Consider the following 14,483-nt stretch of genomic DNA (forward strand, 5'->3'; position numbering starts at 1 on the left):
CTGGCCATCGCGCCAGCTCATGGACGGATCACCACGATTTCGGCGCCTTCGGGGAACTTCATCCCCAGCCGGTCGCGCGCGACCTGGTCGATGCGGTTGCTCTCGGCCCAGGTGGCCTGCTCCAGCTGCAACTGGCCGAACGCGATGTTGAGTTCGTCGCGCGCCTTCTCCAGCCGGCTGACCTCGACGAACAGCACGCGGTGGCGATGGCGCGCATGCACCACGCCGAGCGCGGTCACGACGTTGGCCAGCACCAGCACCGTCAGCAGCAGCCGGCCGGTCATGCGGCGTCCCTCAGCGGCAGCTTCTCGGCGACCCGCAGCACCGCGCTGCGCGCGCGCGGGTTGCTGGCGGTCTCGTCATCGTCGGCTTTCTGCGCGCCGCCGATCGCCTGCAGGACAGGCGTGAACTCGACCTCGACCGGCATCCGGCGATTGGCCGGGGGCGCCTTGGCGTGGCGGTTGATGAACTGCTTGACGATGCGGTCTTCCAGCGAATGGAAGCTGATCACCGCCAGCCGCCCGCCGGGAACGAGCCGCTCCAGCGCCGCATCGAGACCGGTCTCGAGGTCGGCCAGTTCGCGATTGATGAAGATCCGGATCGCCTGGAAGCTGCGCGTGGCCGGGTGGATCTTGTCCTTGCCACGCGGCATCACCGAGGCGATCAGCTCGGCCAGCTGCGCGGTGCGGGTCAGCGGCTGCTCTTCGCGACGGGCGACGATCGCGCGGGCGATCCGCCGCGACTGGCGCTCCTCGCCGTAGGTCCACAGCACGTCGGCGATCTCGCGGTCATCGGCCGTGGCCAGCCATTCGGCGGCGCTGGGGCCGCTGTCGGGGTCCATCCGCATGTCGAGCGGACCGTCCTTGCCGAAGCTGAAACCGCGCTCGGCGACGTCGAGTTGCGGCGACGAGACCCCGAGGTCGAACAGCACGCCGTCGAGACCGGCGGCGGTCGCGTCCCAGCCTGCCAGGTCGGCGAAACTACCGCGGAAGATCGACACGCGCGGGTCCGAGCCGAACTCGCGTTCGGCCACGGCAATCGCGTCGGGATCCTTGTCCATCAGCAGCAGCCGGCCTCCGGGGCCGAGTTGGTCGAGCACGCCGCGCGCATGGCCACCGCGCCCGAACGTGCCGTCCAGGTAGGTGCCACTCCCGCCCACCCGCAGGCCATCGAGGACCTGCCGATACATCACGGGAAGGTGGCCGGAGGTCGCGTTGCGCTCCATGCCACCGTCCGTCATAGCTGCAGGTCGAGCAGTTCGTCGCTCAGGTCGTCATCGGAGACCGTCTGACGGATCTGTGCGTGATGCGCCTGCTCGCTCCACAATTCGAATTTGTCGCCCATGCCCAGCAACACGGCCTTCTTCTCGATCCCGACCGCGGCGCGGTGGCTGGCCGGGACGGTGATGCGGCCATTGCCGTCGAGCTCGACGAACGTCGCCGCACCGACCAGCTTGAGCTGCAGGTTGCGGTTGACCTTCTTGGCCTTGGGCAGCTTGTTGACCTGGTCGCGCACGCGCTCCCAGATCGCTTCCGGGTAGATGTAGAGGGAACCGGACTCGAAGGGGTTGTAGGTGATGACCAGGCGGTTGCCGCATTCGCGCGCGACGACATCGCGGTGGGCGGTGGGCACCGCCAGCCGGCCCTTGTCGTCAATCGTGATGGCGGTCTCACCCTGGAACATTGCGCACCTGGTTGTTGGCCCGTCTCTACGGACGGTTTGCCTGTCGGACACCTGGCCTTGAAGACCGGGTGCAGCCACCGAAAACCACAAAAAACCCGGTTTTCCCTCTGAGGCCCACCTTAGGCAGGCCAAAATGGCTTGTCAACAACTTTCCAGACGCAATTTCATTAACGGGATCAACAAGTTGCGGCAAACTTCAGAGTCTTATTCAAGACTTATCCACTAACCGTTGTTTCGTCTCATATTTTGAGACAGACGGGCTTGGGACTGGATGTGAAATTCGGTTCAGGAACCCGCCCCGCCCGGCTCTCGCGTCATGTTGCGATGCAGCAATCAACGGCCGATCACCCCCGCCAATCGATATCAAGGTTTTGACAGGCAGCGCGCGCCCTGAGTCAGGGACTCTCGCGTAGCGACCTGGGGTCTGGGGAATAGGCGCCGGTGCCGCGATGCACCGCATCGTGGATTTCGCGCGGGCGAAAGGCGGCCGCCACTGTCCGCAGCCCGCATTTGCGGGCTCTGGACAGTGGCGGAGCCGGCCGATAAGCCGGGTTCTGTCGTGGACAGTCATTCCTCTAGGCGCATCGTCACCGATACGCTCGAGCAACCTACCCGGACCCGACGCGGGCCGCGCCATGAGGTCCCTATTTGGTCTTGCTCCCGGTGGGGTTTGCCGTGCCGGTCTGTTGCCAGACTCGCGGTGCGCTCTTACCGCACCGTTTCACCCTTGCCACGCACTCCCGAGGGAGCCGTTCGGCGGTCTGCTCTCTGTTGCACTTTCCGTCGGCTCGCGCCGCCCAGGCGTTACCTGGCACCGTGCCCTGTGGAGCCCGGACTTTCCTCGGCATCGGGCGGGTAAACCCGTTCCGATGACGCGACTGCCTGGCCGACTCCGCCGCGTGCAGTCTACCGGGTGTATGGAGGTAGCAGGCGGTTTGCGATGGCTTTGACTGGAACATATTCAGGGGGCAAGAGCAGGTTTCCGACAGGTCGTCGCGCAGGAGGCGGCCGGTGGGGGTGTTGCTCCAGCCCTTCATCAGGGCAGTCCTGCCCTGAGGCGGGCCGCTGGCCATCCATGGCCAGCTTTTCCGCAACACCCCCACCGGCCACCTCCTGCCCGGATGTCTGGGACTCCGGGAGCCGGCTTCGTGTAGGAGCGACGTAAGTCGCGATTTCACTGATGCTCGTAATCGTCGTGAAATCGCGACTTACGTCGCTCCTACAACGAAGGGTCCGCGCGTTGGCCGTACCTGCAAGTAACTGCTTTCCACGACTCCGACGAGGTCCCGCCCTCCAAACCGCGACGCGGCGTCCTGTCCGGGTGCTGCGGAGAGTGCGCCATGGATGGCGCACGGCCCCGACTCGGGCCATGGATGGCCCGATGGAGCGGGCGCAGCAGCACCCGGACAGGTCGGCGCTCCCTCCGGAGACGAGTACCCGCACGCACCGCTGTTGCTGTTGCTACCGCCCTCAGCTTCCCCCGCCGTACAACGCCTTGCGCGACGCCCCGCTCAGTTCCGCGGCGAGCTTGGCCGCCGTCGAGGGTGGCAGGTGTTCGGAGAGCTTCAGATACAACCGCTGCCCCTCGATCAGCCTGGCATCGGCATCCTCGCCCGCACCCTCGACCACCAGCACGAACTCGCCCTTGCGCTGGTTGGGATCCGCAGCCACCCGTTCCAGCAGTTGCCCCAGCCCACCATCCAGCACCGTCTCGAACAACTTGGTCAGCTCCCGCGCCAGCACCGCCGGCCGATCCGCACCGAATGCGGCGACGAGGTCGCCCAGAGACTCCTCGATCCGGTGCGCCGACTCGTAGAAGATCAACGTGCGCGACTCGGCCGCCAACCGCGCCAGCCGCTCGCGCCGGGCTCCGCTTTTGGCCGGCAGAAAACCCTCAAAGGCGAACCGGTCCGAAGCGATCCCCGCCACGCTCAAGGCCGCGATCGCCGCGCAGGCGCCCGGCACCGGCGACACCCGCACCCCCGCCACACGTGCCGCCCGCACCAGCCGGAAGCCCGGATCACTGACCAGTGGCGTGCCCGCGTCCGATACCAGCGCCAGCGACTCGCCGGCCTGCAAACGTGCGACCAGTTGCTCCGCCTGTGCCTCCTCGTTGTGCTGGTGCAATGCCAGCAACGGCCGCTCCAGCCCGAAGTGCGACAGCAACTGCCGCGTATGCCGGGTGTCCTCGGCGCAGATCGCGCCGACCGCCCCCAATACCTCCAGCGCGCGCGGCGACAGGTCGCCCAGGTTGCCGATCGGGGTGGCGACGATATGGAGGGTGCCGGGGCTTTGCATGATCGCGATGGTACAGGCGGTTAGAATCCATCCGTCCCCACACACACGCCGCCCGCGGCGCGCGCATGCCGATGAGCCCCAGGACCGTACGCTCCACGAGCCCCCGCCACTCCGCCGCCCGCTGGTTGACGGGACTGGTGGTCGCCACCGTCCTGCTTGGTGGTTGCGTGGCGATGCCGAGCCGCACCACGACCGACACATCGACCCGGCACGTGCAGCATCCGCTGATCGCCCAGGCCAGCGTATTGGCGCAGGCGGGTGGCAATGCCAGCCAGATCGACGCGCTGCTGTCGCAACTCGACGATGCCACCCTGGCCTCCGAGGCCGCCGCGCTGGCGATCGGCGATCCGCTCTACACCTACGCCGGCCGCGCCCTGCTGCGTCGCGGGCTGCCGTTGCCGCGACCGTTCGACCGCACCGCATGGCAGTTCGACGCCAGCAGTCGCCCGCCGGCCGCCTCCGACGGCTATCGGCCGCCGGTGAAGCTGGCCGTGCTGCTGCCGCTCTCGGGCGAAATGTCCCAGGCCGCCGCGCCGGTGCGCGACGGCTTCCTTGCCGGCTACTACGGCGAGGACCGGCGCCGGCCGGATATCCATTTCTACGATACCCACGGCACCGTCGGTGGCAGCCTGTCGGCCTACGACCAGGCCGTCGCGGCCGGCAGCGACTTCGTGGTCGGGCCACTCGGGCGTGAGCAGGTCGATGCGATGTTCGGCCGGGCCGCGTTGCCGGTGCCCCTGTTAGCGCTCAACCGCGGCACCGAGGCACCGCCGGCGGGCAACGCCAGTTTCTCGCTGTCGCCGGAGGACGAAGGCGTCGCCGCGGCCGAGCTGCTGATCGAGCGCGGCGCGCGTCGCATACTGGTGGTCGCAGGCAACGACGCCAGCCAGCAGCGCTCGGTCGACGCGCTGCGCGAGCGGCTTGGCGAGCGCGGTGCGGTGGTCACCGACGTGGTGAACGTCGGCATCGTCGACCTGGCCCCGCTGGCACAGAAGGAAGGCGGCATCGACGCGGTGTTCCTGGCCGTGCGCGGCAGCGCGGCGCGCGAGTTCATGCCGAAGCTGGCGCTCGCCGGACTGGCCGGCAAGCCGCGTGTCGCCACCTCGCAACTGCTGTCGGGCACCGGCAAGGCCGAGGAGGATCGCGTGCTCGACGGCATCGCTTTCCCGACCGAGCCGTGGACCAACGGTGGTTACGTCACCGGGCTGGCTCCGGAAGCCACTGTCGCCGAAGCCCTGCCGACCGCGCGCGGCGGTGCGGGCCGGTTGTTCGCGTTCGGCTACGACGCCTGGCTGCTGACCGCCTACCTGGAAAAGCTGGCGCTGGCGGCCGACGGCCATGTCGAGGGCGCGACCGGCACCCTGCGAATCGATGGTTTCGGCAACATCCAGCGCACGCCGGCGTGGGCGACTTTCAGCGGCGGCGTGCCGGTGTCGCTGGGCAATGCCGGCCGCTATTGACCGGCGCGGCCGTGGCGCGGCGGTCGAGGCCGCCGCCCGCGATTACCTGCTCAAGGTCGGCCTGCGCCCGCTCGCGGCCAACGCCAACTACCGCTGTGGCGAGATCGACCTGGTGATGCTCGACGACAGCGCCCGCGACGGTCCGTCCGTGGTGTTTATCGAGGTCCGCTACCGCGGCGACGAGCGCTTCGGTGGTGGCGCCGCCTCGGTCGACTGGCGCAAGCAACGCAAGCTGGTGCGCGCCGCGCAGATGTTCCTGTTGCGCAACCGGCGCTTCGCCGATTCACCGTGTCGTTTCGACGTGGTCGAGGCTGATGGCGATCCCGAAGCGCCGCGGCTGAACTGGCTGCGCGATGCGTTCCGGGCCGACGACTGCTGACGGCAACCACCGACACGCCGATGCCCCTGCCCGCCCCCCTTCACGACGAGATGGCTGCCCTGCTCGGCAGCGGCTGGCTGATTGACCCTGCGGAACGACTTACCTACGCCTACGACAACTCGCGGCGCCAGTCGCTGCCCGATGCGGTGGCGCTGCCGACCACGCGCGAACAGGTAGTCGCGCTGGTGAAGACCTGCCGCGCGCACCGGGTGGCGCTGGTCGCGCGCGGCCGCGGCACCAACACCACCGGCGCGGCGGTACCGGTCGCGGCCGGGGTGGTGGTGTCGTTCGAGCGCATGGACCGGATCATCGAACTGCGTCCGGGCGATCGTTGCGCGGTGGTCGAGCCGGGCGTGCTCAACGGCGACCTGCAGGCCGCGCTGGCGCCGCTGGGCCTGTTCTGGCCGCCCGATCCGACCAGCGCCGCCTTCAGCACCATCGGCGGCAACCTCGCCTGCAACGCCGGCGGCCCGCGCGCGGTCAAGTACGGCGCCAGCCGCGACAACGTGCTGGCGCTGACCGCGGTTACCGGCACGGGCGAACTGATCGAATGCGGTACCGCGACCACCAAGGGTTCGACCGGCTACGACCTGCAACGGCTGCTGGTCGGCAGCGAAGGCACCCTTGCACTGATCGTCGAGGCGACGCTGCGGCTGACGCCGGCGCCGACCGCGCGGCGTGCGATCCGCGCGATCTACCGCGACGTGTCGAGCGCGGCGCTGGCGGTCGCGCGGCTGATGGCGCAACCGGTGACGCCCTCGATGCTGGAGTTCATGGACGCGCATGCGGTGCGGCTGGCGCGCGATGTCGGTGGCGCCGACCTGCCATCCGATGCCGGCGCGCTGCTGATGATCGAAGCCGACGGCGACGCGGAAACCCTGCCGCACGACATCGAGGCCTTGATGCGCGCCGCCGGCGGCGACGGCCTGGTCTCGCTCGACGACGCCGCCGACGAGGCCGCACGCGCGCAGCTGTGGGCCGCGCGCAAGGCGCTGTCACCGGCCCTGCGCACGCTGGCGCCGGGCAAGATCAACGAGGACGTGGTGGTGCCGGTGTCGCGGATACCGCAACTGGTGGACGGCGTGCAGGCGCTGGCCGCGGAGTTCGCGCTGCCGATCGTGTGCTTCGGTCACGCCGGCAACGGCAACCTGCACGTCAACCTGATGTACGACCCAGCCGACGCAGATCAGAGCGCCCGCGCGCAGGCGGCGATGGCACGGGTGTTCGCGCTGGCGATCTCGCTGGGCGGCACGCTGTCGGGCGAGCACGGCATCGGCCTGGCCAAGCGCGACTTCATGCCGCAGGCAATCACCCCGCAGACGCTGGCGCTGATGCGGCAGCTCAAGGCCGCGTTCGACCCCGACGGCATCCTCAACCCCGGCAAGCTGCTGCCGCCGTGAAGCTGTCGCTCCATGACGGCAGCGCCACCGCGCGCAGGCCATATGTTGACCACGCCGACAGCCGCATTGGCAGCGTCGGGATCGGCATGGGGTCGTCTGCGTGACTGCCGAACTCGACCATCTTCTGCACGACATCCGTGCCTGCCGCCTCTGCGAGGCACACCTGTCGCACGGCCCGCGGCCGGTCGTGCGCGCGGGCGCCGGGGCGCGGCTGATGATCGTCGGCCAGGCCCCGGGCGCGAAGGTCCACGCCAGCGGCGTGCCGTGGGACGACGCCAGCGGCCGGCGCCTGCGCGAATGGCTCGGGATCGATGCCGACACCTTCTACGACGAATCGCGGGTCGCGATCGTACCGATGGGGTTCTGCTATCCCGGCAAGGCCGGCTCGGGCGACGCGCCGCCGCGCCCGGAGTGTCGCGCGACCTGGCATCCGAGGTTGCTGCCGCTGCTGCCGAACGTCGAGCTGACCCTGCTGATCGGCCAGTACGCGCAGGCGTACTTCCTCGGCACGCGACGCAAGGGCAGCCTGACCACGACGATGCGTGCGTGGCGCGAGTACCTGCCGTCGCAGTTGCCGCTGCCGCATCCGAGTCCGCGCAACGTCGCGTGGTTCAAGGCCAACCCGTGGTTCGAGGGCGAGGTGTTGCCGACGCTGCGCGAGCGGATGGGTGAGGTGTCGCGGCTGAAGCGTTGATCGGACTTGTTCGCTCCGTCCGGCGCTGTTTGTAGGAGCGGCTTTAGCCGCGATCGGAAAATGGTTCGCGCGCGCCGGCTGCCGATCGCGGCTAAAGCCGCTCCTACACCCCGAAGGAAGTCCCCCTGGGGGACAAAAGACGCTTCCCGTCAGCCGGCGAAATGCACGTACCCGCTTTGCCGCGGCTGCCAGGGTGCCCCGTCGCGATCAATGGCGCGAACACCCTCGCCTTCGACCATGCGACCGATGCGGGTGATCGACGTCGCTGTCTCCGCCGCAATCGCCTCGATGCGCTCGCGCATCGCCGGATCGGCGCTGAAGCACAACTCGTAGTCGTCGCCACCGGCGGCCTGCAACTCGCGGCGCCTGTCATCGCCGAAGCTGGCGGCCAGGGCCGGCGAACATGGCAACCGGTCGACTTCGATCTCGGCGGCGACCCGGCTGCCTTTGCAGATATGGCCGATGTCGGCCAGCAGGCCGTCGGAGACGTCTATGCCACTGCTGGCGATACCGGCAAGCGCGAGGCCAATGGCGACCCGCGGCGTCGGCCGGTCCAGTCGCGGCCGCAGTCCCGACAAGGCCTCGGCGATGCCCGGGTCCACGGCGTCATCGGCAGGCAGGATCGGCCCGGCCTCGCAGGCCGACGCCAGCACCGGTTCCGACGCACGCTGCAGCAGTGCCAGCGCACCGGCGGCGTCGCCGAGGGTGCCAGTCACCCAGACGTCGTCGCCGGCCCGCGCACCATCGCGACGCAGCGCGCGGCCGGGTTCGACCAGTCCATGCACGGTCACGCCGATCGACAGCGGCCCGCGGGTGGTGTCGCCGCCGACCAGTGCGACGTGGTGGCGCGCGGCCAGGTCGAGGAAACCATCGAGGAAAGCGTCGAGCCAGTCCGCATCGCTGTCGGGCAGGGACAGCGACAGCGTGCACCACGCCGGCTCGGCGGCCATCGCGGCGAGGTCGGACAGGTTGACTGCGAGCGCCTTCCAGCCGATGTCGGCGGGCGCGGTGTCGAGCGGGAAATGCACGCCGGCGTTGAGGGTGTCGGTGGCGACGACCAGATGTCGGCCCACGGGCACCTGCAGGATCGCGGCGTCGTCACCGATGCCGAGGATGACGTCGGGACGCGAGGCCACGCGGGCACGGATGCGGTCGATGAGGTCGAATTCCATGGCGTGCCTCCTAGCCCTGCGGGTTGTGCTCCCTCTACCGCCTGCGGGAGAGGGTTGGGGTGAGGGCAAGCGACACCGGCTTGCGACGGTTGTCGCGGTGGTGCGCGCCCTCATCCGCCCTTCGGGCACCTTCTCCCGCAGGCGGGAGAAGGAAAAATCATGTCCTTCCGCAAGCGGGGAAGGGAAGGACAACTGTTCTGCCGCGTGCGGGAAAAGGAACGCCATGCCCCCGGTTTACGAGGGGATGGCTACCGACCGCGCGCGGCGCCGACCTCGGTCGCGCGCCACTCGGCGGCGGCGTGGTCGAGCACGCCGTTGACGTAGGTGTGACCGTGCTCGGCGCCGAAACGCTTGACCGTCTCGATCGCCTCGTTGATCACCACCCGGTACGGCACGTCGAGGCGGTGGCGCAACTCGTAGGCGGCGATGCGCAGGGCCGCCAGCTCGATCGCGTCGACCTGTTCGATCTCGCGGTCGAGGAACGGCTTCAGCGCGCGGTCGAGTTCGTCGCGGTGCTTGTCGACGCCGTGGACGAGGTCCTCGAAGTACGCCAGGTCGGCAACTTCCTTGGCCTGCTCGTGGGCGAACTGGGCGACCACCTGGCGCGCGTCGGTGCCCGACATCTGCCAGGCGTAGACGGCCTGCAGCGCGCGGCGGCGTGCACGCGAACGCGCGACCGGATCGATGCCATCGGGACGGCGACGGTTCATTGCAGTTTCTCCAGCAGGTCGACCATCTCGATCGCGACCAGCGCGGCCTCTTCACCCTTGTTGCCGTGGTTGCCACCGGCGCGGGCCTGGGCGTCCTCGAACTTCTCCACCGCCAGCACGCCGTTGCAGACCGGCAGCTTGTGGTCGAGCTGGACCCGCATCAGGCCGTCGGAGCAGCCGTCGGCGACCTGCTCGTAATGGCGGGTGTCGCCGCGGACCACGCAGCCGAGCGCGACGATCGCGGCGTGCTTGCCGGCACCGGCGAGGCGCGCGGCGGCCAGCGGCAATTCCCATGCGCCCGGCACCCGGACCACGTCGATCGCATCCTCGGCCACGCCGTGGTCGGCGAAGCACTTGCGCGCGCCGGCGACGAGGGTGTCGGTGATGCGCGGGTTCCAGCGGCTGGCGATGATCGCGAAACGCGCGGCGGCAGGGCTGCGCAGGTCGCCTTCGAAATGGGGCATGGGCGGGTCTGTGGCGATTGGATGGGTAGTTTAGCCGGCTTGGGTGCGCCGACCCGGAATCCTGGTGCCCGTGCCGCCCATAGGCCCTCCATCGGGGGTGTAGGAGCGGCTTCAGCCGCGATCGTGGAATCGTGCGCTCGCGCCAACTTCAGATCGCGGCTGAAGCCGCTCCTACGACCGAAGGAAGTCCAGTCGGACAAGAGCCCGAAAGCAGCGCTATACGTACTCGACGACTTCCAGCCCGAAGCCGGCGAGGCCGATCTGCTTGCGTGGGGTGCCAAGCACGCGCAGCTTGCCGAGGCCGAGGTCGGCGAGGATCTGGCCACCCGCGCCATTGCGGCGCCATTCGCTGAGCGCTTGGCCGCGGCCCGGCTTGGCACCGCCACCGGGCTGCTGGCGGATTCGCGCCAGCAGGGTGTCGGCGTCGGCGTGGTCGCCCAGCAGCACCAGCGCGCCACGGCCCTCGGCGGCGATCGCGGCGAGCACGTCGCCGACCGCCGGGCCGAAGTCCGGACGGCGCCAGTGCAGGGCGTCGGCCAACAGGTTCTGCACGTGGACGCGCACCAGCGTCGGTGCCTCGCGGTCGGGCTCGCCGCGCTGCAGGGCGAAATGCAGGCCGTGGCTGAGGCGGTCGCGGTAGGTGATCAGCTGGAACGGGCCGTGCTCGGTCTCGATCTCGCGCGCGTCGATCCGCTCGACCGTGTGCTCGGTATCGAGCCGGTAGCGGATCAGCTCCTCGATCGAGCCGATCTTGAGGCCGTGCTCGGCGGCGAACTTCTCCAGCTCCGGCCGACGCGCCATGGTGCCGTCGGCGTTGAGGATCTCGACCAGCACGCCGGCCGGCTCCATCCCCGCCATCAGCGCCAAGTCGGCCGCCGCCTCGGTGTGGCCGGCGCGGTTGAGCACGCCGCCGGGCTGGGCCTGCAGCGGGAAGATGTGGCCGGGCTGGCTGAGGTCGGCCGGCGCCGCGTCGGGCCGAACCGCGGTGCGTACGGTGTGGGCGCGGTCGTAGGCCGAGATGCCGGTGGTGACACCCTCGGCGGCCTCGATGCTGACGGTGAAGTTGGTGTGGTGGGCCGAGGTGTTGTCGCGCACCATCGGCGGCAGGCCGAGCTGGGCGCAGCGCTCGCGGGTCAGCGACAGGCACACCAGCCCGCGCGCGTGGGTGACCATGAAGTTGATGTCGGTCGGCTTGACCAGTTCGGCGGCCATGATCAGGTCGCCCTCGTTCTCGCGGTCCTCGTCGTCGACGATCACGACCATGCGGCCGGCGCGGATTTCTTCCAGCAGTTCGGGGACGGTGGCGAAGCTCATCGGATGGCTCCCGGTTGCGATGCGGAGGGGCCGAGCAGGCGCTCGACGTAGCGGGCGACCAGGTCGACCTCGAGGTTGACCGCGTCGCCGACGGCAGTGGCGGCGAACGCGGTGTGGACGACGGTGTGCGGCACCAGGGCGACTTCGAAACCGGTCGCGTCGACCTCGTTGACAGTCAGGCTGACGCCGTCGACGCAGATCGAGCCTTTTTTTGCCACGTAGCGCAGCACCGTGTCCGGCGCGCTGAAACGCCAGCGCTGGGCGCGGGCGTCGTCGGTGATCGATTCGACCGTGCCGACACCGTCGACGTGGCCGCTGACCAGGTGGCCGCCGAGGCGGTCGTCGGGGCGCATCGCGCGCTCGAGGTTGAGCGCGGCGCCGAGCGACAGGTTGCCGAGGGTGGTCAGCGCGAGGGTCTCGGTGGAGGCGTCGGCCTCGAATGAGGTGGCGTCGAACGCGACCACGGTCAGGCAGGTGCCGTTGACCGCGATGCTCTCGCCCAGGGCGACCCGATCGAACGGCAGCGAGCCGACTTCGATCCGTAACCGGGCATCGCCGCCGACGGTGTCACGCGCAGCCAGCCGGCCGACGCCTTCGATGATGCCGGTGAACATCAGCGCGCCTCCGTCCGGACGGGGCCGGCAGAGGAATACAGGGGGAACTTGATGGAGTTGGACATGGAACGTTTCCCGCGTGGAAGGCTGGCGAAAAACGTCACAAGGCAATGGCATGCGCATGGCCACGGGGCCATGGACTGCCGTCTTCTTTCATCCGGACTGTGACCGTCGGCTCCGGCATTCGACCGGATCTGCTGACCCTCCGGCGTGGCCGGAGGCGCTCGCGGGCTTGTCGTGATGGCCGATGCGACCAGTGCGACCTACCGCCGGTGGGGAGTTTCGCCCCGCCCTGAAGACGTTACGTGTGCCGCGTGGGCGGCGGGAGGATTCTAGCACCCGGGCCCGACCCGACCGCCGCACCCGTGGAACGCTGCGTTGGCGGGAAGCGACGGGGATCGCTACGCGGGCGAAACACGACGGGGCTCGCTACGTTGTAGGAGCGACGTAAGTCGCGATTTCACTGATGCCCGGGATCGCCGTGCGATCGCGACTTACGTCGCTCCTACAAAAGCCGGGTGCGGCCGCCCGAGTGGCGGCCCTGCGCGCGCCACCGGGCAGACCAGTCAGGCCGAAGCCGACCGCGGCCGCAGCAGCACCCGGATATCCCGCCCGAAATGGCGCGACTCGACCACGTCGAGTTCCAACCGGTCGGCCATCGACTCGATGTTGAGGCCGTCGAACAGCGGCCGCGCCTTCGAGCCGAGGATCACCGGGGCGACATACAGCAGCAGTTCGTCGACCAGTCCGGCCTCCAGGAAGGACGCGGCCAGGGTTGCACCGGCTTCGACGTGGACCTCGTTGATCTCGCGGTCGGCCAGCAGCTTGAGCACCGCCAGCAGATCGAACTCGTTGTGCTCAACCTCGGCCACCGCCAATTGTGCATCGATCCCGCGGCTGAGCTTGGTGTCGGGCGCGTGCACATACAGCGTCGGCGCATCGCCCTCGCGGACCTTGCCGCGCGAGACCGTCGCCAGCCCCGGGTCCAGCACCACCCGCAGCGGTGGCTCGAACGGCGTATCGTCGCCCAGCCGCACGGTCAGCGAAGGGTCGTCAGCCAGCACGGTGCCGGCGCCGGTCACGATCGCTCCGGCACGGGCGCGCCAGCGCTGCACGTCGGCACGCGACGCCTCACCACTGATCCACTTGGATTCGCCACTGGCCAGCGCGCTGCGACCGTCGAGACTGGTGGCGAGCTTGACCCGTACCCACGGTCGGCCACGGACGATCCGCGACAGGAACCCGCGATTGAGCGCGCGCGCCTGCGCTTCCATCAGCCCGCTGACAACCTCGATGCCGGCCTCCTTGAGCTTCTCGAAGCCGGCGCCATCGACCTGCGGGAACGGGTCGCGCATCGCCACCACCACCCGCGCCACCTTGGCCTTGACCAGCACATCCGCGCACGGCCCTGTGCGACCGGTATGGGCGCAGGGCTCCAGCGTCACATAGACGGTCGCGCCCCTGGCCTTCTTGCCGGCAGCCTGCAGCGCGATGACCTCGGCATGGGATTCGCCAGCACGCTGGTGGAAGCCCTCGCCGACGACTTCGTCACCCTGCACCACCACGCAGCCGACCATCGGATTGGGGCGCGTGGTGTATGCACCGCGTTCGGCCAAGCGCAGAGCGCGGGCCATCATCAGGTGGTCGGTGGCGGTGAATTCGGACATCGGTCGGCAGTTCCTCTTGGATGGTTCGCTGGATTGCCGGCCAATCGGCTCCTTGGGCGGCAGACTGGCGGGGCGATACGATGCGACACGTCGCTAGCGTTTGCGGCCCTTGCCCGGTGCAGCCGGCTCACCGTCGAGCAGCGGCAACTGGCCTTCGCCGGAATTGTCGCTTTCGAGCCGGTCGAGCTCCTCGCGGAAATCGGCGACGTCCTCGAACGCGCGATAGACCGAGGCGAAGCGGACATAGCCGACGTGGTCGAGCTTGCGCAGTTCGGCCATCACGAATTCGCCAACCCGCAGCGACGCCAGCTCGCGCTCGGCGGTCATGCGTAACTGGTGCACGACCGCGCGCACCGCCGCCTCGATCTGCTCGTCGGCGACCGGCCGCTTCTGCAGCGCGCGGTCGAAACCAGAGCGCAGCTTGCGCGCGTCGAACGCCTCGCGGCGGCCGTCGGATTTGACGATCACCGGCAGCTTGAGCTCGATCGTCTCGAGCGTGGAGAAACGCTCGCCGCAGGCTTCGCAGACGCGGCGCCGGCGGATCGTGGCGCCGTCGTCGGACACCCGCGAGTCGATCACGCGGGTGTCGCCGTTCTGGCAGAAAGGACAGTGCAAGGTCTAGCCGCGG

At 69.3% G+C, this 14,483-nt stretch carries 15 protein-coding genes, 1 other RNA gene and 1 riboswitch; of the genes, 4 read left to right on the plus strand and 12 right to left on the minus strand.

The features are described from left to right. Positions 1–17: 17 nt before the first annotated feature. The 5 genes from ftsL to rsmI all read right to left on the minus strand — a co-directional run bounded on the left by ftsL (position 18) and on the right by rsmI (position 3,981). Complete coding sequence (gene ftsL / locus ACT9F5_RS06680; RefSeq protein WP_445119106.1) at positions 18–284, minus strand: cell division protein FtsL; 267 nt, start codon at positions 282–284, stop codon at positions 18–20. After that, positions 281–1,225 carry a 16S rRNA (cytosine(1402)-N(4))-methyltransferase RsmH gene (gene rsmH / locus ACT9F5_RS06685; protein WP_445119107.1) on the minus strand — a complete coding sequence of 315 codons (945 nt, stop codon included), beginning with the start codon at positions 1,223–1,225 and terminating at the stop codon, positions 281–283. Before rsmH ends, ftsL begins: the two co-directional genes overlap by 4 nt. A gap of 11 nt (positions 1,226–1,236) precedes the next feature. Next, positions 1,237–1,683, minus strand: coding sequence for a division/cell wall cluster transcriptional repressor MraZ (gene mraZ, locus ACT9F5_RS06690; protein WP_445100609.1), 447 nt, complete (start codon positions 1,681–1,683; stop codon positions 1,237–1,239). 527 nt (positions 1,684–2,210) lie between these two features. Then, positions 2,211–2,577: RNase P RNA component class A (gene rnpB, locus ACT9F5_RS06695), an RNA gene on the minus strand. A gap of 576 nt (positions 2,578–3,153) precedes the next feature. Next, positions 3,154–3,981 (minus strand): 16S rRNA (cytidine(1402)-2'-O)-methyltransferase, encoded by an 828-nt coding sequence (gene rsmI / locus ACT9F5_RS06700; RefSeq protein WP_445119108.1) that lies wholly within the window; start codon positions 3,979–3,981, stop codon positions 3,154–3,156. Positions 3,982–4,118: 137 nt separating this feature from the next. On the opposite strand from rsmI, the gene ACT9F5_RS06705 reads away from it, so the two are divergent. From ACT9F5_RS06705 to ACT9F5_RS06720, 4 genes are all read left to right on the plus strand, one after another. Next, a complete protein-coding gene (locus tag ACT9F5_RS06705) occupies positions 4,119–5,441 on the plus strand; it encodes a penicillin-binding protein activator (protein ID WP_445119109.1) in 1,323 nt (440 codons plus the stop codon). Beyond that, positions 5,425–5,820 (plus strand): YraN family protein, encoded by a 396-nt coding sequence (locus tag ACT9F5_RS06710; protein ID WP_445119110.1) that lies wholly within the window; start codon positions 5,425–5,427, stop codon positions 5,818–5,820. The genes ACT9F5_RS06705 and ACT9F5_RS06710 overlap by 17 nt, the downstream gene beginning before the upstream one ends. A 20-nt stretch (positions 5,821–5,840) precedes the next feature. Next, entirely contained in the window at positions 5,841–7,220 is a 1,380-nt protein-coding gene (locus tag ACT9F5_RS06715) for an FAD-linked oxidase C-terminal domain-containing protein (RefSeq protein ID WP_445119111.1), read from the plus strand. A 100-nt stretch (positions 7,221–7,320) separates the two neighbouring features. Further along, on the plus strand, positions 7,321–7,914 hold the full coding sequence (locus ACT9F5_RS06720) for a uracil-DNA glycosylase family protein (protein WP_445119112.1): 594 nt from the start codon (positions 7,321–7,323) through the stop codon (positions 7,912–7,914). 149 nt (positions 7,915–8,063) lie between these two features. Here the strand turns inward: ACT9F5_RS06720 and thiL are convergent, their stop codons facing one another. The 7 genes from thiL to nrdR form a co-directional block, all read right to left on the minus strand. Next, a complete protein-coding gene (gene thiL / locus ACT9F5_RS06725; protein ID WP_445119113.1) occupies positions 8,064–9,086 on the minus strand; it encodes a thiamine-phosphate kinase in 1,023 nt (340 codons plus the stop codon). 248 nt (positions 9,087–9,334) lie between these two features. Continuing rightward, positions 9,335–9,796 (minus strand): transcription antitermination factor NusB, encoded by a 462-nt coding sequence (gene nusB, locus ACT9F5_RS06730; RefSeq protein WP_445119114.1) that lies wholly within the window; start codon positions 9,794–9,796, stop codon positions 9,335–9,337. Then, positions 9,793–10,260: a 6,7-dimethyl-8-ribityllumazine synthase gene (gene ribH / locus ACT9F5_RS06735; RefSeq protein ID WP_445119115.1), complete on the minus strand. Its 468-nt coding sequence runs from the start codon at positions 10,258–10,260 to the stop codon at positions 9,793–9,795. The genes nusB and ribH overlap by 4 nt, the downstream gene beginning before the upstream one ends. Before the next feature lie 216 nt (positions 10,261–10,476). Then, the gene (gene ribB, locus ACT9F5_RS06740; protein WP_445119116.1) at positions 10,477–11,574 is read right to left on the minus strand and encodes a 3,4-dihydroxy-2-butanone-4-phosphate synthase; all 1,098 of its coding nucleotides are present in this window, start codon (positions 11,572–11,574) and stop codon (positions 10,477–10,479) included. Further along, positions 11,571–12,188 (minus strand): riboflavin synthase, encoded by a 618-nt coding sequence (locus ACT9F5_RS06745; protein WP_445119117.1) that lies wholly within the window; start codon positions 12,186–12,188, stop codon positions 11,571–11,573. Before ACT9F5_RS06745 ends, ribB begins: the two co-directional genes overlap by 4 nt. Positions 12,189–12,329: 141 nt before the next feature. Beyond that, positions 12,330–12,492: riboswitch (FMN riboswitch) on the minus strand. 262 nt (positions 12,493–12,754) lie between these two features. Further along, a complete protein-coding gene (ribD, locus tag ACT9F5_RS06750) occupies positions 12,755–13,855 on the minus strand; it encodes a bifunctional diaminohydroxyphosphoribosylaminopyrimidine deaminase/5-amino-6-(5-phosphoribosylamino)uracil reductase RibD (protein ID WP_445119118.1) in 1,101 nt (366 codons plus the stop codon). Positions 13,856–13,948: 93 nt separating this feature from the next. Beyond that, positions 13,949–14,470, minus strand: coding sequence for a transcriptional regulator NrdR (gene nrdR, locus ACT9F5_RS06755; protein ID WP_445119119.1), 522 nt, complete (start codon positions 14,468–14,470; stop codon positions 13,949–13,951). Positions 14,471–14,483: the final 13 nt, after the last annotated feature.

This window comes from Lysobacter sp. F6437, assembly GCF_052547215.1.

What these genes read in the sequence shown, in the direction of transcription:
- ftsL (WP_445119106.1), bottom strand. Translation starts at nt 284, where the DNA reads ATGACCGGCCGGCTGCTGCTGACGGTGCTGGTGCTGGCCAACGTCGTG.
- rsmH (WP_445119107.1), bottom strand. Translation starts at nt 1,225, where the DNA reads ATGGAGCGCAACGCGACCTCCGGCCACCTTCCCGTGATGTATCGGCAG.
- mraZ (WP_445100609.1), bottom strand. Translation starts at nt 1,683, where the DNA reads ATGTTCCAGGGTGAGACCGCCATCACGATTGACGACAAGGGCCGGCTG.
- rsmI (WP_445119108.1), bottom strand. Translation starts at nt 3,981, where the DNA reads ATGCAAAGCCCCGGCACCCTCCATATCGTCGCCACCCCGATCGGCAAC.
- ACT9F5_RS06710 (WP_445119110.1), top strand. Translation starts at nt 5,425, where the DNA reads ATGCCGGCCGCTATTGACCGGCGCGGCCGTGGCGCGGCGGTCGAGGCC.
- ACT9F5_RS06715 (WP_445119111.1), top strand. Translation starts at nt 5,841, where the DNA reads ATGCCCCTGCCCGCCCCCCTTCACGACGAGATGGCTGCCCTGCTCGGC.
- thiL (WP_445119113.1), bottom strand. Translation starts at nt 9,086, where the DNA reads ATGGAATTCGACCTCATCGACCGCATCCGTGCCCGCGTGGCCTCGCGT.
- nusB (WP_445119114.1), bottom strand. Translation starts at nt 9,796, where the DNA reads ATGAACCGTCGCCGTCCCGATGGCATCGATCCGGTCGCGCGTTCGCGT.
- ribH (WP_445119115.1), bottom strand. Translation starts at nt 10,260, where the DNA reads ATGCCCCATTTCGAAGGCGACCTGCGCAGCCCTGCCGCCGCGCGTTTC.
- ribB (WP_445119116.1), bottom strand. Translation starts at nt 11,574, where the DNA reads ATGAGCTTCGCCACCGTCCCCGAACTGCTGGAAGAAATCCGCGCCGGC.
- ACT9F5_RS06745 (WP_445119117.1), bottom strand. Translation starts at nt 12,188, where the DNA reads ATGTTCACCGGCATCATCGAAGGCGTCGGCCGGCTGGCTGCGCGTGAC.
- ribD (WP_445119118.1), bottom strand. Translation starts at nt 13,855, where the DNA reads ATGTCCGAATTCACCGCCACCGACCACCTGATGATGGCCCGCGCTCTG.